The sequence below is a fragment of the Agromyces sp. H66 genome, from assembly GCF_004959775.1.
Lineage (GTDB): Bacteria > Actinomycetota > Actinomycetes > Actinomycetales > Microbacteriaceae > Agromyces.
This window is the reverse complement of the sequence record NZ_SJZG01000001.1, coordinates 496,027-519,079: the sequence shown is the minus strand read 5'-3', so window position 1 is coordinate 519,079 and position 23,053 is coordinate 496,027. Positions and strand designations below refer to the sequence as shown.

The following is a 23,053-nucleotide window of genomic DNA, read 5'->3' as shown; positions in this document are numbered from 1 at the left end:
GGCGGCTGAGCGGCCGTCGAACCCTCAGTCGTGGGACGCCGACGCCGCAGCCAGGAACGCGATCGCCGAGTCCTTGAACGCGCGCGACGTGAGCGTGGACACGTGGTCGCGGCCCGGGATCGTGACCAGGTCGCTGTCCCATTCGAGCGCGAGTTCCTGCACCCCCTCGGGAACCGGATCCTGCTCGCCGGCGACGAAGAGGGTGGGGGTGCTCCCCGGGATCGACAGTGGGGCTCCCCGCACCCCCTCGATGCAGGCCATCAGCGCCTGGCGGTCGGCGCCCGCCGCGATCGCCGGCCGCAGCACCTGCTCGAGTTGCGGGTCGCTCGAGGGCTCGCCGCGCAGCAGCACGCGCCGGGCCTCGTCGAGGTCCCAGGTGGCGAACCACTCCCGCGGCCCCGCCCCGCCGATCACGACGCGGCGGACGCGCTCGGGCGCGAGCTCGGCCAGGCCCGAGACGACCCGGTTGCCCATGGAGTAGCCGACGACGTCGACGCGCGACGCCCCGGCCGAGTCGAGCACCGCGACGAGATCGGCGCCCTGGCGCTCGGGCGTGTACGAGTCGGCGTCCGTCGGCTTGTCGCTCTCGCCGTGACCGCGCAGGTCGACGGTGATGACCGTCCGATCCGCGTCGAGCAGCGCACGCACCCAGCCGGTGCCCTCCCAGGTGACCCGCGAGTCGGAGGCGAACCCGTGCACGAGCAGCATGGGCGGCAGCGAGGCATCCGAGTCGCCCTCCTCGTGCACCCGGTAGGCGATGAGTACGCCGTCGGGCGACTCCGCGTGCAGCGTCGGCGAGGCGGCTGCGGCGCGGTTCACGCCTCGCGCCTCTCGAGCGCGCCCGACTCGGTGATGACGGCGCCCGCGTGCCCGAGTTCGGCGAGCGCCGCGTCGGAGGTCTCGGACGCGACCCCGGCCACGAGGTCGGTGAACACGCGCACGTGCTGCCCGTGCTCGAGGGCGTCGAGCGCGCTCGCCCGCACGCAGTAGTCGGTCGCGAGTCCGACGACGTCGACGTCGGTGATGCCGCGCGACGTGAGCAGTTCGCTCACCGTGCTCCCCGCGTCATCCGTGCCCTCGAAGATCGAGTACGCGGGCACGCCCTGCCCCTTCCGGATGTGCACGTCGACGAGGCCGGTATCGAGCGCGGGGTGGTACTCCGCACCCTCGGTGCCCTCGACGCAGTGCGGCGGCCACGAGTCCACGAAGTCGGGGTCCATGTCGCCGAGGGCGAAGTGACCGCCGTTGTCGTTCTCGCTCGAGTGCCAGTCGCGGGATGCCACGACCACGCTGTAGTCGTCACGATGCCGGCCGAGGAACTCGGTCACCCCGGCGGCCACCGCCGCTCCCCCGTCGACGCCGAGCGCACCCCCCTCGGTGAAGTCGTTCTGCACGTCGATGATGAACAGCGCCCGGGTCATGGTGTGCTCCTTCGCTCGTCGTTCACGCGCCGGTCACGCGGTCGCGTGCCGTCGTGCTCCCATTCTTCCAGCCCGCGCCGGCGCGGTCACTCGACGGCGGTCGCGGTCACTGGTTCGAGAGGTTGTCACCGCAGAGGAAGAAGCCGGTCGTGAGCGTGTCGATGGCCTGCTTGGTGTCATCCGAGACGTCGCCCAGGGCGTAGATCGCGAACGTGAGGGTCGCCCCGTCCTGTGCGCGCACCACGCCCGCGAGCGTGTAGCCCGTCTCGATCCAGCCGGTCTTCGCCGAAACGGCGCCGTGGGCCACGCCGTTGTCGCCGGCGAAGCGATCGCTGTACGACAGCGAGCCGCGCTGTCCCGACACGGGCAGCCCGTCCATGATGACGCCGAGGTGGCCCTCGCGGGCGTTGATCTTCACGAACAGCTGGGTGAGGTACGACGGCGGCACGGCGTTGTCGTCGCTGAGTCCCGACCCGTCGACCACGGTGATGCCGGTCGTGTCGAGGCCGTACGCCGCGAGCCCCTGCAGCACGCCCTGGTTGATCGCGCCGAACGTGTTTCCCGCGCCCGTCTCGATCGCCACCAGCCGCGCGAGCATCTCGGCGACCGTGTTGTCTGAGACGACGAGCGCCTTGTCGACGAGCTGCGCGACCGTCGGCGAGAACACCTGGCCGAGCTGGGCGGCGTCCGCCGGTGCGGTGCCGCGCTCGATCACGGAGATGCCGCCGAGCTCGGCCGCGAACGCGTCGCCGGCCCGGCCGATCGGGTCGCCGCTGCGCCACGAGGTGTTCGCGAACGGATCGTCGCGGTCCCCGTCGACCTGCAGCGCGGTGATGTTCGACATGTACCCGTACTCGCGCTCGACGAGGTCCCAGCTCGGTTCCCACTCGTCGCCGCCGAAGTACGAGGGGTCGAGCACGAGCTTCGTGAGCGGCGGGTTCGCCGGATCGGCGTCCCACGCGTCGCGCACCTGGGTCGCGAGTTCGTCGAGGTGGGCGGCACCCGGGTACACCGTCTCGGTGCCGCTGGGGGTGCGGCTCAGGGTGACGTCGCCGCCGCCCACGAGCACGACCGATCCGGGCTCCGCCCCCTTCACCACCGTCGTCGCCGCGCGGTACTCGGGTCCGAGCACCGAGAGCGCGGCGGCCGAGGTGAGCACCTTCATGACGCTGGCGGTGCGGGAGGCGGTGGTGCCGCCGCGATCGTAGAGCACCTCGCCGGTCGCCGCGTTCACGACCTGCGCCTGCAGGTTCGCGAGGCGTCCGTCGGCGGCGCGATCGGCGACCGAGCAGGTGCGGATGCGGCTCGGCGTCGCTGCGGCCGCGGGCGCCGGCCGCGCCGGCTCGGCAGCGGGCGTGGGCGTCGACGTCGTCGCGGCGACGGTGTCGCGCGGGGCGTTGACGGCGGCCCCCGCGGCGAGCGCGCCGGTGCCGAGCAGCGCGAGCGCGAGCACGCCGCCGGTGGCCGCGACCGCGAGCCGGTGCGTGCGAGCGAAGGCGACGACGGATGCCGCGAGCCCTCGTTTCGCGGCGGCGCTCGCCGGGTTCACGGGGTCGCCGGACGTCGTGGGCTCGCCCGCGGCCCCTTCGGGCCGCTCGGGGAACGGCGTCTCGTCGATCACCCGGGAATCATACGCGGCGGCCTCGGGCGGTTCCTGAGGATCCCCCAGAGCCTGGATCGGCGCTCGCTCGGCACACCTCGGCGATGACGCCGTCGAGCACCCGCACGAGGGCGACGAGCGACGGCACCGACACCCACTCCTCGTCGGCGTGCGCGCCGCCCCCGCTCGGGCCGACGAGCACGACCGGGATGCCCGCATCCGCGATGAGTCCCGCGTCGGTCCACCACGGATCGCCTCGGCGCACGGCCGGCGCACCCGTGACTCGTTCGACCGCGGCGAGCACCGCCCGCGCGATCGGCGCATCCGCGTCGGCCTCCATCGCCGGACGGGCGACGAGTGGGATGATGCGCGCCGGACGGGACGGGGCGAGGACACGTTCCAGCTCCGCACCGGGGTCGGGATCGCCCGGCAGCGTGCGGCGCTCGACGACGAGCACGCACCGGTCGGCGACGGTCGCAGCATCCGTGCCGCCCTCGATGGTGGCGACCCGCACGCTGCCGGAACCGAGCAACGGATGCCGCGCTCGAGCGTCGAGCCCGGCCGCCAACGCACGCAACGCGACGAGACCGTCGAGCGCTCGGTCGATCGCGTCGACGCCGAGCCGAGGCTGCGACCCGTGGGCGGCGAGGCCCTCGTACTCGACCCGATACCACGCGAATCCGCGGTGCGCGAGCGTCACCTCGAGATCGGTGGGCTCCAGCACGATGGCCGCGTCAGGGCGCGGGCTGCGGGCCCCTGGCATCGCGGCGTCCTCGTCGAGCGCGGCCAGCAGCTCCTCCATGCCGATCGAACCGAACTCCTCGTCGGCCGCGAACGCCAGCACCACGTCGCCCGCAAGATCATCGGGCGCCGAGGCCGCCGCGACCATGGCCGCGGCGAGTCCGCCGGCCATGTCGTAGGCGCCGCGGCCGACGATTCGGTCATCGGGGATCGCCACGTCACCTGCCACCCCGCTTCCAGACCCGGCGCCGCCCACCGTGTCGAGGTGCCCGGCCAACAGGAGCGTGCCTCCGCCCCCGGTCCCCCGTCGCCGGGCGAGCACACTCGCCCTGGCCGGATCGGACCCGACGAGCCGCACGTCGAACGCTCGAGCGGCGAGCCACTCGGCCACGAACTCGGCGATCTCGCGCTCGCCGGCAGCGCCGGGCACGAGCGACGGATTGGCGGCGTCGATCGCCACGAGCCGGCGTGCGAGTGCAGCGACATCCATGCGACGGAATCACTCGCCGGGGTAGCGGAGCCCGATCTGCTCGCGGATCGCGTCGAGCGTGCCCATGATCGCGACGGTCTCGTCGATCGGCAGCACGTCGCCGGTGAGGTTCCCCTCGGCGACCAGCCGCTCGACGGCCTCCGCCTGGAAGTGCATGCCGCGGCCGGTCACCTCGGAACGGTACTCCTCGTGCACGGAGCCGTCGATCCCGATCACGCGGAAGATCGTCGGCGTGTACCAGACCCGATCGATCTCGATGCGGCCGCGAGTGCCGAGCACGCTGGCGGTGTTCGGCCCGAGCGTGTGGCTCGCGGAGAGGGTCGTGGCGAGCCGGTCGCCGTCGTATCCGAAGATCGTGGCGACCTGGGCGTCGGCGCCCGTGGTCTTGAACGTCGCGGTCGTCTGGATCGTGAGCGGTGCGCCGAACAGGTCCCACGCGAACGAGATCGGGTAGATCCCGAGGTCGAGCAGCGCGCCGCCGCCGAGTTCGAGTGCATTGATGCGGTGCTCGGGGTCGTCTGGGAGCAGTTGCGTGTGGTCGGCGATGAGCGAGCGCAGTTCGCCGAGCATGCCGTCGGCGATGATCTCGCGGATGCGCACCATGTGCGGCAGGTACCGCGTCCACATGGCCTCGAGGATGAGGAGGCCGCGTTCGGCGGCGAGGTCGGCCAGCTCCTGCGCCTCGCGGGCGTTCACGGTGAACGGCTTCTCCACGAGCACGTGCTTGCCCGCCTCGAGCGCGAGGCGGGCATTCGCGGCGTGCAGGGGGTGCGGGGTCGAGACGTAGATCACGTCGACCTCGGGGTCGGCGACGAGCGCCTCGTAGCTGTCGTGCGCGGTCGGGATGTCGAACTTCTCCGCGAACGCCTGGGCACCCTCGCGCGACCGAGACCCCACCGCCTGCACCGTGAAGCCGTTGAGCTTGAGGTCGTTCGTGAACAGTCGGGCGATGCCGCCCGTGGCCAGGATGCCCCAGCGCAGTCGATCCGTCATGCCCGGAAGCCTATCGTCGGAGCCGTGCGCACGGGCGCCGCTCGCGACCGGATGACGCCGGGCGACCGCGCGACGGGGCGACCGCGCGACGGGGCGACTCCATCCTCCGCTCCGAGTCAAGGGATTGATCGGAACGGGCCCAGCGATTAGTCGTGGAGTATGGAGCGCATCTACTACGCCGGCGACCAGTTCCTCACGGGTACCGACATCGCGAAGGCCCTCGTGTCCTACGCGGCCGCCCTTGGCCGCCGCGGCACGACGGGCGCGATCGAGATCCCGGTCCGTCATCCGGAGGACGGCCGACAGGGCGTGGTGAACTTCCTCGTCGGTCCCGCGAGCCAGATCGTGACCGAGCGCGTCGACACGGACGAGGACGACGAGATCCGGGATGAGCAACTCGTGGAGCGGCTGCGGGCGTTGACCGCCGAGCTGGCGCCTATGCACCCCGTGACGAACCACGGCGTTCCCGACGCCGAGGGACCAGTCGGGTACGACTGGACGGACGAGGTCTAGCCTGCCGGGGTCGCCGCGTCGGCGCCGGGCCCGGAGCCGTCGATCGAGGCCGAATCGAGATCCGCGCGGTGGTCGGCCGAGTCGTCGGCCCGGTCGGCCGGGGTCGGCGGTTCGTCGGGGATGGGCAGGAGCGCGATGGGGATGCCGGGCCCGACGAGGAGGTCGGCCGGTTGCGGCCTCCCCTCGCCGTGGTTCACGCGGATCCAGACCGCGCGACCGTCGCGGTGCGCCGCCTCGATCTCCGACTTCAGCCGGTCGAAGCCCTCCTGGCCGATCGAGAACTCTCGTCCGCCGTAGACGATCCCGATGCGCTTCATGGCTCCCGCTCTCCGCCCGTGCCGGTGTCTTCGGGCTCGGGCATGAGGTGCAAACCACTCGGGGAGTTGGCGGAGCTCATCAGGAGGTCGATCCACGCGCGGTTGATGGACGGCTGGCGCCCGCCCGCGTACTTGAAGTGGAGGGGCACCGTCGGATGGATCCAGAGCGTCGACCGCCCGTCGCCTTGCCCACCGCGCCTCCGTCGGTCTGCGTCCGGCGATCATCGCCGGATGATTGCGCCCAGAATAGGTCGCGACCCGCTCCTGCCGCGCCCCCTTGACGATCGCCACGCAGCACGGCAGTCGGACTCGAGGCGACGGCGGGCGCATCCGCTCGGCGCAGCCCTCCGAGGACCCCGTCACGCCTGCTCGAGAGCGCCCCGCTTCGCCGTGACCGCGGCGTCGCGCCCCGCGCGCCGGCCACTGAAGATGCAGTCGGCGAGGGAGAGTCCGCTCAGGTAGCTGTTCGAACACACCCCGACCGCGGTGCGGCCCGCCGCGTACAGGCCCGGGATGACGCTGCCGTCCTCGCGCGCGACCCCGCCGGTCTCGCCGTCGACGACGAGACCACCGAGCGTGAGACCCGGGATGGGATAGAACGGGGAGGCGTCGACAGAGATGTCGAAGGCGTAGAACGGCGCCTTGGCCACCGGCATCGACACGTCGGGTTGCTTGTGCGCCGGGTCTCCGCTTCCGTCCGCGAGCCCGCGGTTGTACGCCTCGACGGTGGCGCGCAGCCCAGCCGGGTCGACACCGATCTTCGCGGCGAGCGCGTCGAGCGTGCGGGCCTTCGTATGGCCGACCGTCATCAGGTACGCGGCCTGCAGCTTGCTGAGCAGCGGGGTCTGGCTCCAGAACTGGCTGCGGGCCTCCTTCCAGGTGTCCGAGTCGTAGACCGCCCAGCCCTTGCCGCCGAACTCTCGCATCAGCACGTCGCCGTGGGTGGCGCCGTACAGGTCCTCGTTCGCGATCCGCCGACCGTCGAGGCCCACGGTGACGCCCTCGATCCACGCGCTCGGCGGAGACAGGAAGCGCCAGGCGGTGATCCGGCCCATCCGGTCGACGGTGCCCCCGGCCTCCATTCCCAGGCGGATGCCGGCGCCGTCGTCGCCCGGGGTGCCCAGCGGAGAGATCTCGGTGAACTCGGGTGCGTACTGCGCAACCCAGTCGGGGTTGTAGATGAAGCCGCCCGCGGCGAGGACGACCGCGCTCGCGCGGGCTTCCCGCTCGACGGCACCCTCCTCCCACAGGCGGTTGATCTTCGATACGGTCCCCTTCACGAGGTCGGGCGACCAGTTGCCGAGCTTGGCGCTCGATCTGGTGAGCCGCCGGTGCCGTGCGGCGTTCGGGTGGTCTGCCTCGAGGACTCGGTACTTCACGCCGACGACGGCGCCATCCTCGACGAGCAGTTCGCTCACGTTCGCGAGCGGTACGAAGGTGACCCCCTTGCGTGCCGCGGCCCCGGCGAGCGCCTGCCACAGCACCTTGCCCGAGGCAAGACCCTTGGCGACCGTTCGATGCCCCCGCGGCGCCGGTTCGGCATGCTCGGTGTACGGCCACGCCTTCTCGTTGCCCGAGAAGTAGAGGTAGTGGGCATCCGTCGGGTACGAGGTCTTGTACGGGGCGAGCGAGCTCGCGAACGTCGCCCCCTGCTCCTCGAGCCATGGGATCATGCCCGGGCTCTGCTCGCAGAAGCGTCGAAGGGTCTCGTCGTCGACCGCACCTTCCACCTCGAGCTTCAGGTAGCGGTAGAGGTTCTCGACGGTGTCCTCGTATCCGGCCTGCTTCTGGTACCTCGTGCCACCGCCCGCGTAGACGACCCCGCCGCTCAGCGCGCTCGCACCTCCGCCGTAGCTGCGATCGAGCACGAGTACCCGTGCCCCGTTGCCGGCGGCTTCGATCGCCGCGGCCGCTCCCGCGTCCCCATAACCCACGATGATGACGTCGTACTCATTGGTCTCAGACATCCAGACTTCCTTGTCCTCGGTCGATTTTTGTCGTCCTACGTCAGAAATCATACCCGAGTCGGACCGACCCGAGTACAGTGGCGGCGTGACGAAGGCCCAGGCCCGACGAGGGCGACCCCCCAGCCTCGAGCCGGCGGAGCTCGATCGGCGCGCGATCGCGGTACTCGACCGACTCGGCTTCGCCGCCCCCATGGAGCACATCGCGGCGGAGCTCGGCGTCAGCGGTCGCACCCTGCAGCGGTACTACCCGACGAAGGCGTCGATCGTGTGGGGCGCCATCGACTCGTCGTTCCAGGAGCTCCACCGCAACCTCGAGCGGGCCGACCCCGGCCTGCCGCTGATGCCCGCGCTCGCCGAGGCGATCGTGCGGACGATCGCCGACGGGAGCGGTGATCCCGAGACCGACCGCGCCCGGCTCCGCCTCATCGCGACCACGCCCGAGCTCCACTCCAACAATTCCGGGCCGTTCCGGGAATGGCGACGCCAGATCTCGGAGTTCGTCGCCGCGCGCACCGGCGCGACCACCGACGACCTCCTGACGCAGAGCACGGCCGCCGCCGCGCAGGCGGCCATCATGACCGCGCTCACCTGGTGGGCCACGGCAGAGCGCGAGATCTCACCCGCCGACGCGGTCCGCCGGGCGGTCACTGCACTCGGCTCTCGGCCCGATCCGGATTCGACCGCCCTTCCGACCCGTTCCACTCACTGAACAGCTCCTTCCACCGGACACCGCGCGCCGGTAACGTGCTGCACCGCCGCGCACGGCGCACGCCGCGCACCTGCCGCCGGCGACGGACGAGGAGGTCTGCACGACATGGGAGCACGCATCACGGTCGCCGACGCGATCGGACGCACGGTCGCCGCGCTCGGCGCTGCACACATCTTCGGGGTGGTCGGCAGCGGCAACTTCCACGCCACCAACGCGGCGATCGCCGCGGGCGTGCCGTTCACCGCCAGTCGGCACGAGATGGGCGCCGCGACCATGGCCGACGCGTTCAGCCGCGCGACCGGCCGGGTCTCGATCGTCTCGGTGCATCAGGGCTGCGGGCTCACCAACGCGCTCACGGGCATCACCGAGGCCGCGAAGTGCCACACGCCGATCCTCGTGCTGGCCGGCGACACCGCCGCCGGCGACACGACGTCGAACTTCCACATCGACCAGGATGCCGCGGTGCTCGCGATCGGCGCGACGCCCGCCCGGGTCCGCTCGGCCGCGACCGCGGTCGCCGACACCGCCGAGGCGTTCCGCCTGGCCCTGCACGAGCGCCGCACGGTCGTGCTGTCGATGCCGGTGGACGTGCAGGACGAGCTCATCGAGTGGGATGCCGCGTCCGTTCCCGCTGTCGGTGAGCGGATGCCGCGCGTGCCCGACGCCGACGAGATCGCCCGACTCGTCGACCTCCTCGCGAGCGCGGAGCGACCAGTGATCGTCGGCGGCCGCGGCGCCAGGGGCGCGAAGGCGGAACTGCGCCGGCTCGCCGCGGCGAGCGGCGCGCTGCTCGCCACCTCGGCGGCGGCCCGTGGGCTCTTCGTCGGCGACGAGTGGGCGCTCGACGTCATGGGCGGCTTCTCGACCGAGGCCGCGGCGCGGCTCATCGCCGACGCCGACGTGATCGTGGGCTTCGGCGTCGCGTTCAACACGTGGACGACCCGCAACGGCGCGCTCCTCGAGCGTGCGACGGTAGCGCAGGTCGACGACCGCGAGGAGGCGATCGGCCTGCATCGTCGGGTCGACGTGGCGGTGCCGGGCGATGCGGCGCTGGTTGCAGCTGCGGCATCCGATGCACTCGACGGCACCGGCCCCCGCACCGGCTACCGCCGACACGAGATGCGCGAGCGGGTGCGGGCCGCGCGCCACTGGAAGGACCAGCCGTTCGAGGCGCACGTCGAACCGGGGCGCATCGACGCGCAGGCCCTCGTCAACGCACTCGACGCGCAGCGGGGGTACTGCATCCCGCTCTCCTTCCAGGCGATCGGCATGGGGCTCGCGGCGGGAATCGGCGCCGGCGTCGCCCAGCCGAACCGCCTGGCGGTCGTCGGCACGGGCGACGGCGCGTTCATGATGTCGCTCGTCGAACTCGATACGGCCGTGCGGCTCGGCCTCGGCATGGTCGTCGTCGTCTTCAACGACGAGGCGTACGGCGCCGAGGTGAACCTCTTCCAGCGCGACACCGCGCACCTCGACACGGTGCGGTTCCCCGAGACCGACCTCGCCGCCATCGCTCGCGGCTTCGGCTGCGACGCCGTCACCGTGCGTGGGTTCGACGACCTCGCTCCGGTGACCGCCTGGCTGGAGCGCCCGCGCGACCGCCCGCTCGTCATCGAAGCGAAGATCGTGCGGTACCCGTCGTGGATGATGCTGCGCAACCCGAGCATCCGGGAGGGCGCGGAGTCGCCGGCGCGCGCCTGATTCCGGCGCGGCGATCGGGTCAGCGCGGAGACGTGGACAGGCGACGCTCCCAGTACCGGGCGAAGAGGCGTGCCGCGAGGCTCAGGGCGAAGCACGCGAGCATCGTGGCCGCCATCGGCACGGCAGTGTACGGCCCCCAGAGCCCGCCGATCGGCGAGGCGACCGCACCGGTGGCGAACTGGATGCTCCCCATGAGCGCCGCGCCGGATCCCGCTGCGAACGCGGCCCTGGCCAGCGTCAGGGTGGTCGCGTTGGCCATGATCCCCGTCGCGCTCCCGCAGGCGAGCGCGATGAGGGGCAGGTACGACCCGACGCCCAACCATCCGCCCGCGCTCAGCACCATGAGCGCCGCCGAGCTCGCGATCGCGATCGCCAGCTCGACGGCCTGCACCCGCGCCGGCCCGAAGCGTGCCGAGAGCGGCGCGTTGACCATCCCGCCCACGAGCACCGACAGTCCGTAGACCGTGAACATGCCCCAGAATCCCCACACGTCCGCCCCGAGCACGTCCTGCGCGACGAACGACGAGGAGCTCACGTGCGCCATGATGCCGCCGAGGGCGAAGGCCATGGTCAGGGCGTTGCCGAGGTACGCGGGGTCCGTGAGCAGCCGGCCGTAGCTCGCGGCCATCCTTCGGGGGTGCAGCGACGCCCGGCGTGCGGGTGCGAGCGTCTCGGGCACCCGCCAGACCGCGAGCAGCAGGAAGAGCGCGCTGATGACCGTGATGCCGACGAGGATGAGCCGCCAGCCGCCGACCTCGAGGAGCAGGGTGCCGAGGAACGAGGCGACGAGCGGCCCGATGGCGAGCGTGCCCGTGAGCAGGCTGTAGGCCCGCGCGACCTGCGGGCCGACGCCCACGTCGGCGATGATGGCGCGGATCACGACCACGCCGGCGGAGGCGCCGAGTCCCTGGAAGACCCTGCCCACCACCAGCAGCTCCAGGTTCGGCGCTGCGGCGACGAGGACGCCCGCGGCGGTGAGCACGGCGAACCCGATCACGACGATGCGGCGCCGGCCGAGCGCGTCGGAGAGCGCGCCGACGACGAGCTGCCCGACGGCCACTCCGACCAGGAAGGCCGTCAGGGCGACCTGGATGCCGGCGATCGTCGTGCTGAGGTCGTCGGCCATGATCCCGAGCGCGGGCAGGTACATGTTGGCGACGATCGGATTGAGGATCATGATCGCGCACAGCACGATCAGGAGGGCGGCGTTCAACTCGGGCGCGACGCCCGTGCCGGGAACGCGGCGGGTATCGACCACAGGGCACCTCCTCGCCGGGGAGGCAGTCGCCCACATCGGTGTGGGCGGGCCACGCCCGCAGCTTCCTAGACTACGCATTGCGACATATCGCCCGCAATGCGTACAATTGGGAGTCGCGATGGCGCACAGCGATGTCCGCCGCCCGCGGCCGATGAAGACGAGGACGACGATGCCCGAACTCCGCAGCAACCTTCCACCCACCTCCGCCCTGGCGATCGCACGTCGAGCCCACTACACGGCCCTCGGCATCCCGAAAGCAGACTGGACGAAGCCGAAGGTGGCCATCGTCAACACATCGTCGGAGCTCGCGGCGTGCTACTCGCACCTCGACGAGATCGCGGCCGTGCTCAAGGGCGAGCTGCGCGCCGCAGGACTCCTGCCGTTCGAGATCCGCACGACGGCGCCGTCCGACTTCGTCACGAGCGCCGGCCGCGCCGGACGCTACATCCTGCCGAGCCGCGACCTCATCGTCGACGACATCGAGGCGGCCGTGGAGGGTGCCAAGCTCGACGCCATGATCTGCCTGAGCTCGTGCGACAAGACCACGCCCGCGCACCTCATGGCGGCCGGACGCCTCGACATCCCCACGATCATCGTGCCGTGCGGCTACCAGCACAGCGGCCTCGCCGAGGGCCGTGAAGCCGACATCGAGGAGATCTTCCTGCTCGCCTCCAAGGCCGCGGTCACCGGGGAGCCGACCGGTGAGCTCGAGACGCTCGCCGAAGACGCGATCCTCGGTCCGGGCGTGTGCGCGGGGCTGGCCACCGCGAACTCGATGCACATCCTCGCCGAAGCCATCGGCATGGCCCTGCCGGGCGCCGCGCCGGTCCGGGCGCTCAGCGAGCGGATGTGGGACAACGTGCGCCGGTCGGCCGTCGCCCTCGCCGACCTCATCGAGCGCGACATCCGACCCCGTGCCATCATCACTGAGGGCTCCGTGATGAACGCCGCCCGTACGGTGCTCGCCGTCGGCGGCTCGATCAACACCATCAAGCACCTGCAGGCGATCGCCGTCGAGGCCGGCCTCGACGTCGACGTGTGGGAGGTCTACCGGCAGCTCGGCCGCGAGACTCCGCTGCTGTGCTCGGTTCGGCCCAACGGACCGCGCCTCACCGAGGAGTTCGAGGACGCCGGCGGCGGAGCCACCGTCATCCGCGAGCTCCTGCCGCTGCTCGACGGCGACCAGCTCACCGTCAGCGGCAGAACCGTCGCCGAGAACGCCTCCCTCGCCGCACCGGCCGACGGCGACGTCATCCGAGGCATCCGAGACCCCTTCGGCACCGATCCGGCGATCAGCGTGCTCAAGGGCACCCTCGCCCCCGGCGGCGCCGTCGCCAAGCGGCCCGTGCCCGACCCGGGGCCGCGCAGGTTCACCGGCCCGGCCCGGGTCTTCGCCGACCGCGAGGAGGCGATCGCGAGCATCGCCAGCGGTCGTCTGCGGGAGGGCGACGTGGCCGTCATCCGCGGCATCGGGGTGTCGGGAGCGCCCGGCATGGGCATGACCAGCGCGTTCATCTTCGCCCTGCACGCCCGCGGCCTCGCACAGAAGGTCGCGCTCGTCACCGACGGCCAATTCAGCGGCCTGGTCAACCAGGGGATGACCGTGGGCGAGGTCTCCCCCGAGGCGGCCGCGCCCGGCGCGCCGCTCGGGCTCGTGCGCGACGACGACCGCATCGACATCGATCTCGAGCGCGGCACGGTCGACCTGCTCGTCGACGCCGCCGAGCTCGCCGCCCGTCCGCCGTACGAACCCCCCGCCGACCGGGACAGCGGCGGCGGCTACCTCGACCAGTACGAGCAGCTCGTGCAGCCCCTGAGCTGCGGCGCGGTGCTGTGCGCGGGCCTCTGCGAACGAGCCGAGACGCGGCATCCCGAACCCGGCGCAGCAGCGCCGCGGCATCTCGTGACCACCCCGACCCCGGAAGGGACCCGATGAGCACCGCCACCGTCCACGAGCCGGCCCGTGACCTGCCGGTGATCGGCGAGTACGACGTCGTCGTCTGCGGCGGAGGGCCGGCCGGCCTGCTCGCGGCGACCGCGGCCTCGAGGGCCGGGCGCTCCACCCTGCTGATCGAGAAGTACGGCTTCCTCGGCGGCGCCGGAACCATGGGCGGGCTCGCCACGTTCTGCGGCATGCACGCCCGCCACTATGGCACCGACATCCAGTCGGTGCACGGCTACGTCGATGAACTCCTCGACCGCATGGCCGCGATGGATGGCCTGAACCGGCCGCACCTCTCGGTCGACGACCGCATCGCGGCGCTGTCGTACGACATCTCGGCTCTCAAGATCGCCGCCGACGAGCTCGTGCTGGCCGGCGGTGCCGAGCTGCTCTTCCACACCTCGGTGGTCGGCCTCGTCAAGGCCGACGACGCCGCCATCGACGCGGTCGTCGTGGAGTCGAAGTCTGGTCGCGGCGCGATCCGCGGCCGGTTCTTCATCGACGGCACGGGCGACGGCGACCTCGCGGCGTGGTCGGGTGCACCGTACGAGCGCTCCGAGCACCTCATGTACCCGTCGCTCATGTTCCGCATCAACGGCGTGCACCCCGACGAAGCCGGCCCGGCGTGGAAGACGGTGCGCCGCCTCATGGAGGAGGCCGAGGCGGCCGGCACGCATCGGTTCCCGCGCAAGAAGCCGATCGTGCGGCCGCAGCGCAATCCGCTGGAGTGGCGCTCCAATCTCACCCAGCTCTCGAACGAGGACGGCTCGGCGATCGACGGCACCGACGTATTCCAGCTGACCCGCGGCGAGATCCAGGGCCGGCAGCAGGTGAAGGACGCGTTCGCCTTCATCAAGCAGGTCACGCCCGGCTTCCAGGACTCATACATCGTCGACATCGCCCCGTCCATCGGCATCCGCGAGACGCGGCGCATCATCGGGCAGTACCAGCTCACGGAGCAGGACGTGCTCGGATGCGCCGACTTCGACGACACCATCGGCGTCAACGGCTGGCCGGTGGAGGCGCATGTCGTGGGCGACGTGGAGTTCCGATTCGCGCCGGCGGACTCCCGCGGCTTCAACCACCTGCCGTACCGGATGCTGGTGCCACAACTCGTGGACAACCTGCTCGTCGCCGGCCGCTGCGCCTCGATGACGCAGGGCGGCCAGTCGTCGGGCCGGGTCACCGGCCCCTGCTTCGCCATGGGCCAGGCCGCCGGCACGGCCGCCGACCTCGCCCTTTCGGGCGACGGAACGGCCGCGAACGTCGACGTGCCCACGCTGCAGCGCCGGCTCGAGGCCGACGGCGCGTACCTCGGCACCAGGACCCCGGAGGGCATGGAGATCGCCGTCGGCTGACCGCCTCGCGGGTTGAGGAGGCTCGCCCGCGGCCCTCTCGAATCCCGGTCAGCGCGATCGGAAGATCTGCGGGTTCGCGTTGCGGTAGGCGCCCGCGATGCCCTCCGCCGCGCGCTGCAGCACGGGCATGACCGTCTCACGCAGGGACGACTCGGACTCGCGCACGGTGGTCGACGACGCCGTCAGTCCGCCGACGGCGCGACCATCGACCACGATGGGCACCGCGACCGCCACCTGGCCCGGGTGCAGTTCCTCCATCGACACGTCGTAGCCGCGCTCCCGCACGAGGGTGAGCCGCTCACCCAGCACCTCCGGATCGGTGATGGTGTGCGGGGTGTGCTGCTCGAGCCGCGCCTTCTTGAGGTAGCGCTTCAGATCCCGCTCGGCGAGGTCGGCGAGCAGCACCTTACCGACGGCCGTGGCATGGGCGGGCAGGCGGGTGCCGATGCGGATGGCGTCGGGAAGCGGGCGGCGGTCCTCGACGCGCGCGACGTGGATGACCTCGGTGCCGTCGAGCACCCCCGCGCTGCACGTCTCGCCGGTCGTCTCCACGACGTCGGCCATGTAGGGGTACGCGACCTCGGGCAGCGACGAGCGCTGGAAGTAGCCGGCGCCGAGCTCGAGGATGCGGGGCGTGAGCCGCCATTGGCCGCTCTGCGCGACCGCGTATCCCAGGTGCTCGAACGTGAGCAGGATGCGGCGCACGACGGGGCGCGAGAGGTTCACCCGCGTCGCGATCTCGGCGACGCTCAGGGTCGCGTCGCGTTCACCGAACGCGCGAAGCACCTCCACGCCTCGTTCGATGCTCTGAATCCGGTCGCGCGACCGCTCTGTCGCCACCGCCACCCCCACTTGTACGCACTGCGTTCAGGACCTCCCCATCCTATGCCGACGCGGAGGCAGTCGCCGACGTCGCACGGCGCAGGATCGTCACGATGCCGGCATCGCCGTCGACGCGCACGAGGTCGCCCGTGCGGATCGCCTCGAGTGGATCGGGCGCGACCTCGACCACCGTCGGCACGCGCGTGACGATCGCGCCGAGCACGGCCTTCGTGGTGAGCACGTTGAACACCATGGCCGCCGGCGCCGTGCCCATGAGGCGGGTGCTCTGGAAGAAGCCCGACCATCCCGACGAACCCTTCGCCCCCGGGAACACGAGCACTCTCCCGGTGAAGCACTGCCCGAACAGCTCGTGCCGCGGCTCGATCACCGTGCCCGTCGCCACGTCGATGCCGCCGAAGCCCGAGATCGAGTCGTGGGTGACGAGCGCCTCGGCCTCGACGACGCCCGGCACGATGCCTCGGCCGCGCAGCTCGAGGACGGCTGCCGCTGCCCGCCCTGGCTCCCCCACGCTCACCGCAGCCCTCCGCGCCAGGTGCCCGTGACCGCGGCGTCGATGCACTCGTCGAGGGCGCCGAACCATGCCTCGATCCCGAGGATCGCGGGCAGGTAGTGCGCCTGCTTCGCCGAGTCGGTGGCGAACACGCGCGTTCCGGGCGGCGCCGCCTTCGACATCGCCGGGCAGGAGTCGGTGAGCACGCGGCCGCCCGCGCGCGTGATCGTGCGGGTGTAGCCGTTGCGATCGGCCATCGTGCGCAGCGCCCGCGGGGTCATCACCCAGAGTTCGGTGCCGGCGTGCAACCGGCGATCCTCGAGCAGGTACGCGATGCGCGCGATCTGATCGAGAGACGCGTGCGGGCACCCCAGCAGCACGAAGTCGACGTCGGTGCTCGAGCCCTGCGCGTTGAGGGTCTCGTAGACCCATTCGCGTTCGCGGCGACCGTAGCGGATCGGCTCGGGCGCGGCGCGACCGCCGAAGGCCGCGTCGAGGTTCGGCGCCACGGGCGTGACGCCCGGGATGTGGTAGAGCTCCACGCCGCCGGAGGTGGCCGTCGCCGCGCCGAAGTGCTTGAGGTCGGCGAGGTCGGGCTGCCCGAGGTCGCCGACGACGGCCGGCCGGGCCTCCTCCACCTCGCCGCCGACGAAGTACCCGAACATCCCCCACTCCTGGAAGCCGTCGACCGGCACCTCGGCCTCCACGAGATGCGTCGCGAAACGGTTCTCCGGCAGGTGGTTGCCCCAGTACGGGATCCTGCCGGTGAGGCTCGCGGCACCGGTGGATGCCCCGCCCTCGCAGTTCGTGCGGGCGCCGAGCACCGAGTTGGCATACACGACGGCCGACGACTCCATCCACGCGACGTGCTCGCCGCGCACCGGCAGATTTCCCACCTGGTACGGCGTGCACGTCGCGAGGATGTTGACGCCGCGCTCGCTGTAGTACGACTCGGCACTGCCCTGCAGCTCGATCGATTGCGGCGAGTACGCGGTCAGCCCCGCGGCATCCTCACCGAATCCGTGCTGCAACTGGCAGGTGGGCACCTTCATGCGCGGGATCTCGATGTCGCGGTCGCAGTCGAGGTTGATGACGGCGTAGGCCCTCGCCCAGCCGCCTTCCTCGAACAGCCGCTGCTTCGCCGGCGACGGCTGCGTCATGGTCCCCGCCACGTTGCGCGTCTCGACGAGGCGATCGGCGCCGAGGGCGTCGCCGTATCGGACCAGCAGGTCCATGGCCGCCGCGACCGCCTCGCCCTCGGCGCCGTCGCGCATCCGCTTCTCCTCGTCGGTGAGGAACATGGCGAGCTCCTGTCTCGTGATCGTCTCCGTGGTGGATGTCCTTGTCGATGGATGTCGCCGCCGAAGGTCGGCGGTGAAGGACGCCACCGCGCAGGCGTGTGATCAACGTCGTCGCGGCTGGCCCTGCCGTCCCTTTCGCCAACTCGGCCCCTCGCGTCGTTCCACCTCGCTCAGGGTAACCCACGCCAGGTCGAATTTGCACGCTCTGCGTGCGTCATGAACACAATGCGGGCCAGCGCATGTCGCGAGGAGAGACTGGTGCGTCCCGCTCGCGTCCCGGCAGCGGCCCGTCCCCCGACCGCGCTCACCTCCCGCTCATTCCGACATTTCATGGAATGATGTACCGTATCCGGCGTGCACGTCCGACGGCCGGGGCACGGCCGCGACAACCAGGAGGAGGACGCATGAACTCGAGCGAGCCCACTCCACGGCCCCCGATCCGGCTGGGCCTGCGTGCCAATGCAGCGCAGTTCACGATGCTGGTCGCGATCAACGCGCTGGTCGGTGGCATGGTCGGCCAGCAGCAGACGGTGCTGCCGCTCCTCGCCGAGAGCGAGTTCGGCCTCACCGGCTACACGTTCATGTTCACCTACGTGATCGCCTTCGGCATCAGCAAGGCCATCGCGAACTACTTCGCGGGCACCTGGTCGGACCGGTACGGCCGCAAGCCGGTCCTCATCGCGGGCTGGCTGTTCGCGGTGCCGGTGCCGCTGCTGCTGATCTGGGCCCCCGACTGGGGCTGGGTGGTGGCGGCCAACGTGCTTCTCGGCGTCAACCAGGGGCTGACCTGGTCGACCACGGTGATCATGAAGATCGACCTGGTCGGACCGAAGCAGCGGGGCCTGGCGATGGGCCTGAACGAGGCCGCCGGCTATGGTGCCGTCGCCGTCACCTCGATGGCGGCCGGCTACCTGGCCGCGGAGTTCGGCCTGCGGCCCGCGCCGTTCCTGCTCGGCCTGACCTACACCGCGATCGCGCTGGGGTTGTCCACGCTGGCGGTCAGGGAGACGCGAGGTCACGCCGAGGTCGAGGCATCCGCTCACGTACCTCGTTCCGACGGCCGGCACGACCACTTGCACGGTGGGCTCGGCAGCCGCGAGGTGTTCACCCAGACCAGCTTCCGCGAGCCGGCGCTCTCCTCGGCGAGTCAGGCGGGGCTCGTCAACAACCTCAACTTCGGACTGTCGTGGGGACTGTTCCCATTGCTGTTCGCGAGTTCGGGCCTTCCCGTCGGGCAGATCGGGCTGCTCTTCGCGCTCTATCCGGCGGTCTGGGGCGTCGGCCAGCTCTTCACCGGGGCCCTGTCGGACCGCTGGGGTCGAAAGCCGCTCATCGCGACCGGCATGTTCACCCAGGCGGCCGCCCTCGCCGTGATCGCCGCGGCCGACGGCTTCGGGCCCTGGGTGGCCGGGACCATGCTGCTCGGCGCGGGCACGGCGATGGTCTACCCGACACTGCTCGCCGTGATCGGAGACGTGGCGCACCCGGCCTGGCGGGGGCGAGCGGTGGGCATCTACCGGGTCTGGCGCGACCTCGGCTACGCGGTCGGCGCGCTCATGGGCGGCGTCGTCGCCGACCTGTGGAGCCTGCGCGCGGCCGTCTGGGTGGCCGCGGCGGTCAGCGTCGTCTCCGCACTCGTCGTCGCCGTGAGGATGTACGAGACCCATCACCGTCCCACCGACACGACCGCTGAGGGAGCCGACCATGGGTGACCGATCCCGCAAGGAGGCGCTGTTCGCCGAGTTCGCCGCGGTCGGCAAGGTCCTCGGCAATCCCAAGCGGCTCGAGCTCCTCGACCTCCTCGGTCAGGGGGCCCGCAGCGTCGAGGAACTCGCCGCCGAGGCATCCATCGGCATGAGCACCTGTTCGGCGCACCTGCAGAGCCTGCGGGAAGCAGGACTGATCGACGCCCGCCGCGAGGGGAAGCGGATCTACTACTCGCTGACCGGTGACGACGTCGCCGCCCTGTGGGAGCACCTGCGCCGGGTCGCCCAGGCACATCGCCCGCACACCGAACTCGCCCGTCGCGCCTACCTCGGCCCCGAGGACACCGACGCCATCGACACCGACGAGCTGCTCCGCCGCCTCGACGAGGGTGACGCGGTCATCCTGGATGTCCGGCCGGGGCCGGAGTACGCCGGCGGGCACCTCCCGGGTGCCACGCACATCCCCCTCGAGGAGCTCGCCGACCGGTTGTCGGAATTGCCCCGCGACCGCGAGATCGTCGCGTACTGCCGCGGGCGGTACTGCGTCCTCGCCTACGACGCCGTGCGACTGCTCGATGCCCACGGGCTCCACGCCCGACGGGCCGCCGACGGCGTTCTGGAGTGGCGCCTGGCCGGGCTCCCGGTCGAGACCTGACGCGGCGAGAATCTCGCCGACCCACCGCCCGCGCCATACGTGCGTCCTCCGCGCCAGTCGAGGTGGCGCGGAGCGCGCAGAAGTGGCGCACGACAGGAGCCGCGGTGAAACGTGATGGAGCCGCCTGTGGGAATCGAACCCACGACCTATTCATTACGAGTGAATCGCTCTGCCGACTGAGCTAAGGCGGCGTGACCAGCGCATCGCCGTGCGATCCGGCTGGCACGAGAGTCCATGTTAGCGGATCTGACGGCGGCCGTTGACCACCCTCAGCAGCGGGGATCGCTCGCGGGCACGGTGCCGTCGATGAGGAACGCCTCGACGGTGTCGTCGACGCAGGCGTTGGACTTGTTATAGGCCGTGTGGCCCTCGCCGTCATAGCTCACGAGCACCCCGCTCTCGAGCTGGTCGGCGAGTTCCACCGCCCAGTCGTAGGGCGTGGCCGGGTCGCCCGTGGTGCCGATCACGAGGATCGGCGCCGCACCCTCGGCGTGGATCGGCTCGCGCTCGCGCTCACTTCGATGCGGCCAGTTCACGCACGCGAGGTCGCCGAAGCCGAAGTACGGTCCGATGGTCGGCGCCGCAGCCGCGACCGAGGCGGCCTTCTGGCGCATGACGCCGACGTCGGACTGGTACGTGTAATCGAGGCAGTTGATCGCCCGGAACGATTCGGTCGAGTTGTCGCGATAGGTGCCGTCCTCGTTGCGTCCGTTGTATCCGTCGGCGAACGAGAGCGCGTAGTCGGCCTCGCCGAACATGACGGACTCGAGCATCTGGCTCAGGTACGGCCACGAGTCGGCGCTGTAGAGCGGGTAGATGATGGCGGTCAGCAGCGTGTCGGCGCCGACCATGCGGCCGTCGGAGCCGCGCAGTGGGCTCGCGTCGACCGAGGCGAGCAGGCGGCCGACCTCGGCCATGCCTTCGTCGGCCGTGCCGTCGAACGGGCACTCCGTTCCCGTCAGGCAGTCCTCGAGGTAGGCATGCAGCGCCTGCTCGAAGCCGATCGCCTGCGCCTCGGTGACCTCGGCGTCGCTCGCCGACGGGTCGATCGCGCCGTCGAGCACGAGGCGGCCGACCTTGTCGGGGTAGAGCTCCGCGTAGGTCGCTCCGAGGAACGTGCCGTACGAGTAGCCGAGGTAGTTGAGCTGCTCGTCGCCGAGGATCGCCCGCAGCAGGTCGAGGTCGCGCGCCGCGCTCACGGTGTCGACCTCGCCGAGGAGGTCGCCCGTTCGCTCGGCGCAGGCCTGTCCGAACTCCGCCGAGGCCGTGCCGACCGCCTCGACCCACTCGTCGCTGCCGCGCTCGGCGGGCACGATGCCGTAGAGGTACTCGTCCATCTGCTCGGCGTCGTAGCACGCCACCGCCGACGACCGGCCGACTCCGCGCGGGTCGAAGCCCACGACATCGAACCGCTCCTGCAGCGGCTCGCCGACCGCGTAGGCGAGCGACTCGGCGATGAACTCATACCCCGATCCGCCGGGACCGCCCGGGTTCACGAGCAGCGAGCCGATCCGGTCGCCACCGGCGACCTGGCGCACGAGTGCGAGCTCGATCTCGCCGCGTTCGGGGTCGTCCCAGTCGAGCGGCGCGGTCGCGGTCGCGCAACCGAGCCCGTCGCCGCAGCGCTCCCATTCGAGCACCTGCGTGTAGAACGGTCGCAGCGCCTCCGCGACGTCCTCGCCGGTCGGGGTCGAGCGCGGCTTCTCGACGTCGAGAAGCGAGGGCAACGGCACGCACCCCGCGAGCGCGAACATCGCCACGAGCACGCCGGCGACGGCGCCGAGACGTGCCCGCCGCGACATCCGCCCGGTCGTCGTGGTGTGCTTCGGCCCGGTCATGCGGCTCCCCGTTCGGTCGTGGTGGTGCGGATCGCGCTCACGAGCATCGCCTCGAGGGCGAGCGCGGGTTGCACGTTGCCGTCGATGCGCTCGCGCGCGACCTGGATGGCGTCGAGCGTCGCGAGCGTCGTCGCGGGCGCAGCGGATGCCGCGGCCCGACGCATCTCGGATTCGATCTCGCGGTTGACGAGGTCGACCCGGGCGTCGAGCTGGATCAGCAGGATGTCGCGGTAGAGCGAGGCGAGGTCGACGAGGATGCGGTCGATGCCGTCGCGCAGGCTCCTCGTGGCGCGGCGCTTCTGGTCGTCTTCGAGGGCCTTCAGCTGGGGCCGGAGCGCCGCCGGAACCGGCTGCCCCGGGGCGAGGCCGAGCGAGTGCAGCGCGTGCGCACGCTCCTCCGCGTCACGAAGCTCGGTGATCGCCTTCGCGTCGTCGCCGGCGATCTCGAGGAACCGCGCCGCGGTCATGACGGCCGTCGCCGCCGACCGCACCGTGAGGGCGAGCCGTAGGGTCTCGGCGCGACGGAGTCTCGCCTCCTCGCTCGTCGCAAGCCGGTGCGCCATGCCGATGTGGCACTGCGCCTCGCGTGCCGAGCGCTCGGCGAGCACGGGTTCGATACCGTCGCGGCGCTCCAGGAGCGCGGCCACCTCGGCCACCGAGGGCATCTGAAGCCGCACGGTGCGCACGCGCGAGCGGATGGTGGGGATGAGGTCGGCCTCGCTCGGTGCGCAGAGGATCCAGACCGTGCGCTCGGGCGGCTCCTCGAGCTCCTTCAGCAGGAAGTTCGAGGTCTGCTCGGTCATGCGGTCGGCGTCCTCGACGATGATGACCCGGTGCCGCCCGACCGACGGGGAGTAGTGCGAGCGTCGCACGATCTCGCGCACGTCGTCGCGCTTGATGATGACGCCCTCGGTGGCGAGCACCTGCAGGTCGGGATGGCTGCGCGCCTCGACCTGGATGCGGGTCGCCTCGTCGCCGTCGGGCCGGCCCGAGATGAGCGCCGTCGCGAACGCGTAGGCGAGGTTCGACCGCCCCGAGCCGGGCGGACCCGTGATGAGCCACGAGTGCGTCATCTGCTGCGATGCGGCCGACGAGGCGTCGGCGGCCTCGGCCGCCGACCGGAACACGGCGATCGCCTGTTCCTGCCCGGTCAGGTCGCTCCACACGCTCACGAGACCACGCTACCTTCCGCCGCCGACCGTGGATCCGC

20 protein-coding genes and 1 tRNA gene are annotated in these 23,053 nt (G+C 71.6%); 7 read left to right on the top strand and 14 right to left on the bottom strand.

Going from position 1 to position 23,053, the window contains the following annotated elements; genetic code table 11:
* Window positions 1-24: 24 nt before the first annotated feature.
* From EZM51_RS02490 to EZM51_RS02470, 5 genes are all read right to left on the bottom strand, one after another.
* Window positions 25-819, bottom strand: coding sequence for an alpha/beta hydrolase (locus EZM51_RS02490; RefSeq protein ID WP_136706630.1), 795 nt, complete (start codon window positions 817-819; stop codon window positions 25-27).
* On the bottom strand, window positions 816-1,421 hold the full coding sequence (locus EZM51_RS02485) for an isochorismatase family protein (RefSeq protein ID WP_136706629.1): 606 nt from the start codon (window positions 1,419-1,421) through the stop codon (window positions 816-818). Before EZM51_RS02485 ends, EZM51_RS02490 begins: the two co-directional genes overlap by 4 nt.
* Before the next feature lie 106 nt (window positions 1,422-1,527).
* Window positions 1,528-3,042 carry a D-alanyl-D-alanine carboxypeptidase gene (locus EZM51_RS02480; RefSeq protein WP_169053756.1) on the bottom strand — a complete coding sequence of 505 codons (1,515 nt, stop codon included), beginning with the start codon at window positions 3,040-3,042 and terminating at the stop codon, window positions 1,528-1,530.
* Between the two features lie 7 nt (window positions 3,043-3,049).
* Window positions 3,050-4,252 (bottom strand): M20/M25/M40 family metallo-hydrolase, encoded by a 1,203-nt coding sequence (locus tag EZM51_RS02475; RefSeq protein ID WP_136706627.1) that lies wholly within the window; start codon window positions 4,250-4,252, stop codon window positions 3,050-3,052.
* A 9-nt stretch (window positions 4,253-4,261) separates the two neighbouring features.
* Window positions 4,262-5,245: a Gfo/Idh/MocA family oxidoreductase gene (locus tag EZM51_RS02470; RefSeq protein ID WP_136706626.1), complete on the bottom strand. Its 984-nt coding sequence runs from the start codon at window positions 5,243-5,245 to the stop codon at window positions 4,262-4,264.
* 159 nt (window positions 5,246-5,404) lie between these two features.
* On the opposite strand from EZM51_RS02470, the gene EZM51_RS02465 reads away from it, so the two are divergent.
* Complete coding sequence (locus tag EZM51_RS02465; RefSeq protein WP_136706625.1) at window positions 5,405-5,758, top strand: hypothetical protein; 354 nt, start codon at window positions 5,405-5,407, stop codon at window positions 5,756-5,758.
* Here EZM51_RS02465 and EZM51_RS20775 read toward each other — a convergent pair.
* Both EZM51_RS20775 and EZM51_RS02455 read right to left on the bottom strand, forming a co-directional pair.
* Window positions 5,755-6,075: a hypothetical protein gene (locus EZM51_RS20775; protein WP_211195793.1), complete on the bottom strand. Its 321-nt coding sequence runs from the start codon at window positions 6,073-6,075 to the stop codon at window positions 5,755-5,757. The two genes, EZM51_RS02465 and EZM51_RS20775, sit on opposite strands and share 4 nt — an antisense overlap.
* A gap of 359 nt (window positions 6,076-6,434) precedes the next feature.
* The gene (locus EZM51_RS02455; RefSeq protein ID WP_136706624.1) at window positions 6,435-8,042 is read right to left on the bottom strand and encodes an FAD-binding protein; all 1,608 of its coding nucleotides are present in this window, start codon (window positions 8,040-8,042) and stop codon (window positions 6,435-6,437) included.
* A gap of 85 nt (window positions 8,043-8,127) precedes the next feature.
* Here EZM51_RS02455 and EZM51_RS02450 point away from each other — a divergent pair, with 85 nt between their 5' ends.
* The gene (locus EZM51_RS02450) at window positions 8,128-8,751 is read left to right on the top strand and encodes a hypothetical protein (protein WP_136706623.1); all 624 of its coding nucleotides are present in this window, start codon (window positions 8,128-8,130) and stop codon (window positions 8,749-8,751) included.
* Window positions 8,752-8,856: 105 nt separating this feature from the next.
* Entirely contained in the window at window positions 8,857-10,452 is a 1,596-nt protein-coding gene (locus EZM51_RS02445; RefSeq protein WP_211195792.1) for a thiamine pyrophosphate-binding protein, read from the top strand.
* 19 nt (window positions 10,453-10,471) lie between these two features.
* Here EZM51_RS02445 and EZM51_RS02440 read toward each other — a convergent pair whose 3' ends face one another.
* Window positions 10,472-11,710 carry a Bcr/CflA family efflux MFS transporter gene (locus EZM51_RS02440; protein WP_169053755.1) on the bottom strand — a complete coding sequence of 413 codons (1,239 nt, stop codon included), beginning with the start codon at window positions 11,708-11,710 and terminating at the stop codon, window positions 10,472-10,474.
* Window positions 11,711-11,879: 169 nt separating this feature from the next.
* Here EZM51_RS02440 and EZM51_RS02435 point away from each other — a divergent pair, with 169 nt between their 5' ends.
* Window positions 11,880-13,646: a dihydroxy-acid dehydratase gene (locus EZM51_RS02435; RefSeq protein ID WP_211195791.1), complete on the top strand. Its 1,767-nt coding sequence runs from the start codon at window positions 11,880-11,882 to the stop codon at window positions 13,644-13,646.
* Window positions 13,643-15,010 (top strand): FAD-dependent oxidoreductase, encoded by a 1,368-nt coding sequence (locus tag EZM51_RS02430; protein ID WP_136706621.1) that lies wholly within the window; start codon window positions 13,643-13,645, stop codon window positions 15,008-15,010. Before EZM51_RS02435 ends, EZM51_RS02430 begins: the two co-directional genes overlap by 4 nt.
* Before the next feature lie 48 nt (window positions 15,011-15,058).
* Here EZM51_RS02430 and EZM51_RS02425 read toward each other — a convergent pair whose 3' ends face one another.
* The 3 genes from EZM51_RS02425 to EZM51_RS02415 are packed head-to-tail and all read right to left on the bottom strand — an operon-like array spanning window position 15,059 to window position 17,644.
* The gene (locus tag EZM51_RS02425) at window positions 15,059-15,850 is read right to left on the bottom strand and encodes an IclR family transcriptional regulator C-terminal domain-containing protein (RefSeq protein ID WP_282568122.1); all 792 of its coding nucleotides are present in this window, start codon (window positions 15,848-15,850) and stop codon (window positions 15,059-15,061) included.
* Between the two features lie 43 nt (window positions 15,851-15,893).
* Window positions 15,894-16,367, bottom strand: coding sequence for a DUF126 domain-containing protein (locus tag EZM51_RS02420; protein WP_211195790.1), 474 nt, complete (start codon window positions 16,365-16,367; stop codon window positions 15,894-15,896).
* A complete protein-coding gene (locus EZM51_RS02415) occupies window positions 16,364-17,644 on the bottom strand; it encodes an aconitase X catalytic domain-containing protein (protein ID WP_136706618.1) in 1,281 nt (426 codons plus the stop codon). Before EZM51_RS02415 ends, EZM51_RS02420 begins: the two co-directional genes overlap by 4 nt.
* Before the next feature lie 404 nt (window positions 17,645-18,048).
* On the opposite strand from EZM51_RS02415, the gene EZM51_RS02410 reads away from it, so the two are divergent.
* On the top strand, window positions 18,049-19,356 hold the full coding sequence (locus tag EZM51_RS02410) for an MFS transporter (protein WP_136706617.1): 1,308 nt from the start codon (window positions 18,049-18,051) through the stop codon (window positions 19,354-19,356).
* Window positions 19,349-20,005, top strand: coding sequence for a metalloregulator ArsR/SmtB family transcription factor (locus EZM51_RS02405; protein WP_136706616.1), 657 nt, complete (start codon window positions 19,349-19,351; stop codon window positions 20,003-20,005). Before EZM51_RS02410 ends, EZM51_RS02405 begins: the two co-directional genes overlap by 8 nt.
* A 115-nt stretch (window positions 20,006-20,120) precedes the next feature.
* On the opposite strand, the gene EZM51_RS02400 is transcribed toward EZM51_RS02405, so the two are convergent.
* The 3 genes from EZM51_RS02400 to EZM51_RS02390 all read right to left on the bottom strand — a co-directional run bounded on the left by EZM51_RS02400 (window position 20,121) and on the right by EZM51_RS02390 (window position 23,015).
* Window positions 20,121-20,196 (bottom strand) — tRNA-Thr (locus EZM51_RS02400).
* Between the two features lie 78 nt (window positions 20,197-20,274).
* Window positions 20,275-21,843, bottom strand: coding sequence for an alpha/beta hydrolase (locus EZM51_RS02395; protein ID WP_211195789.1), 1,569 nt, complete (start codon window positions 21,841-21,843; stop codon window positions 20,275-20,277).
* On the bottom strand, window positions 21,840-23,015 hold the full coding sequence (locus tag EZM51_RS02390; RefSeq protein ID WP_136706615.1) for a DNA polymerase III subunit delta': 1,176 nt from the start codon (window positions 23,013-23,015) through the stop codon (window positions 21,840-21,842). Before EZM51_RS02390 ends, EZM51_RS02395 begins: the two co-directional genes overlap by 4 nt.
* Window positions 23,016-23,053: the final 38 nt, after the last annotated feature.

Coding starts and splice junctions, on each gene's coding strand:
- EZM51_RS02485 (WP_136706629.1), bottom strand. CDS start 1,421: ATGACCCGGGCGCTGTTCATCATCGACGTGCAGAACGACTTCACCGAG.
- EZM51_RS02475 (WP_136706627.1), bottom strand. CDS start 4,252: ATGGATGTCGCTGCACTCGCACGCCGGCTCGTGGCGATCGACGCCGCC.
- EZM51_RS02470 (WP_136706626.1), bottom strand. CDS start 5,245: ATGACGGATCGACTGCGCTGGGGCATCCTGGCCACGGGCGGCATCGCC.
- EZM51_RS02465 (WP_136706625.1), top strand. CDS start 5,405: ATGGAGCGCATCTACTACGCCGGCGACCAGTTCCTCACGGGTACCGAC.
- EZM51_RS20775 (WP_211195793.1), bottom strand. CDS start 6,075: ATGAAGCGCATCGGGATCGTCTACGGCGGACGAGAGTTCTCGATCGGC.
- EZM51_RS02455 (WP_136706624.1), bottom strand. CDS start 8,042: ATGTCTGAGACCAATGAGTACGACGTCATCATCGTGGGTTATGGGGAC.
- EZM51_RS02445 (WP_211195792.1), top strand. CDS start 8,857: ATGGGAGCACGCATCACGGTCGCCGACGCGATCGGACGCACGGTCGCC.
- EZM51_RS02435 (WP_211195791.1), top strand. CDS start 11,880: ATGCCCGAACTCCGCAGCAACCTTCCACCCACCTCCGCCCTGGCGATC.
- EZM51_RS02430 (WP_136706621.1), top strand. CDS start 13,643: ATGAGCACCGCCACCGTCCACGAGCCGGCCCGTGACCTGCCGGTGATC.
- EZM51_RS02415 (WP_136706618.1), bottom strand. CDS start 17,644: ATGTTCCTCACCGACGAGGAGAAGCGGATGCGCGACGGCGCCGAGGGC.
- EZM51_RS02410 (WP_136706617.1), top strand. CDS start 18,049: ATGAACTCGAGCGAGCCCACTCCACGGCCCCCGATCCGGCTGGGCCTG.
- EZM51_RS02405 (WP_136706616.1), top strand. CDS start 19,349: ATGGGTGACCGATCCCGCAAGGAGGCGCTGTTCGCCGAGTTCGCCGCG.
- EZM51_RS02395 (WP_211195789.1), bottom strand. CDS start 21,843: ATGACCGGGCCGAAGCACACCACGACGACCGGGCGGATGTCGCGGCGG.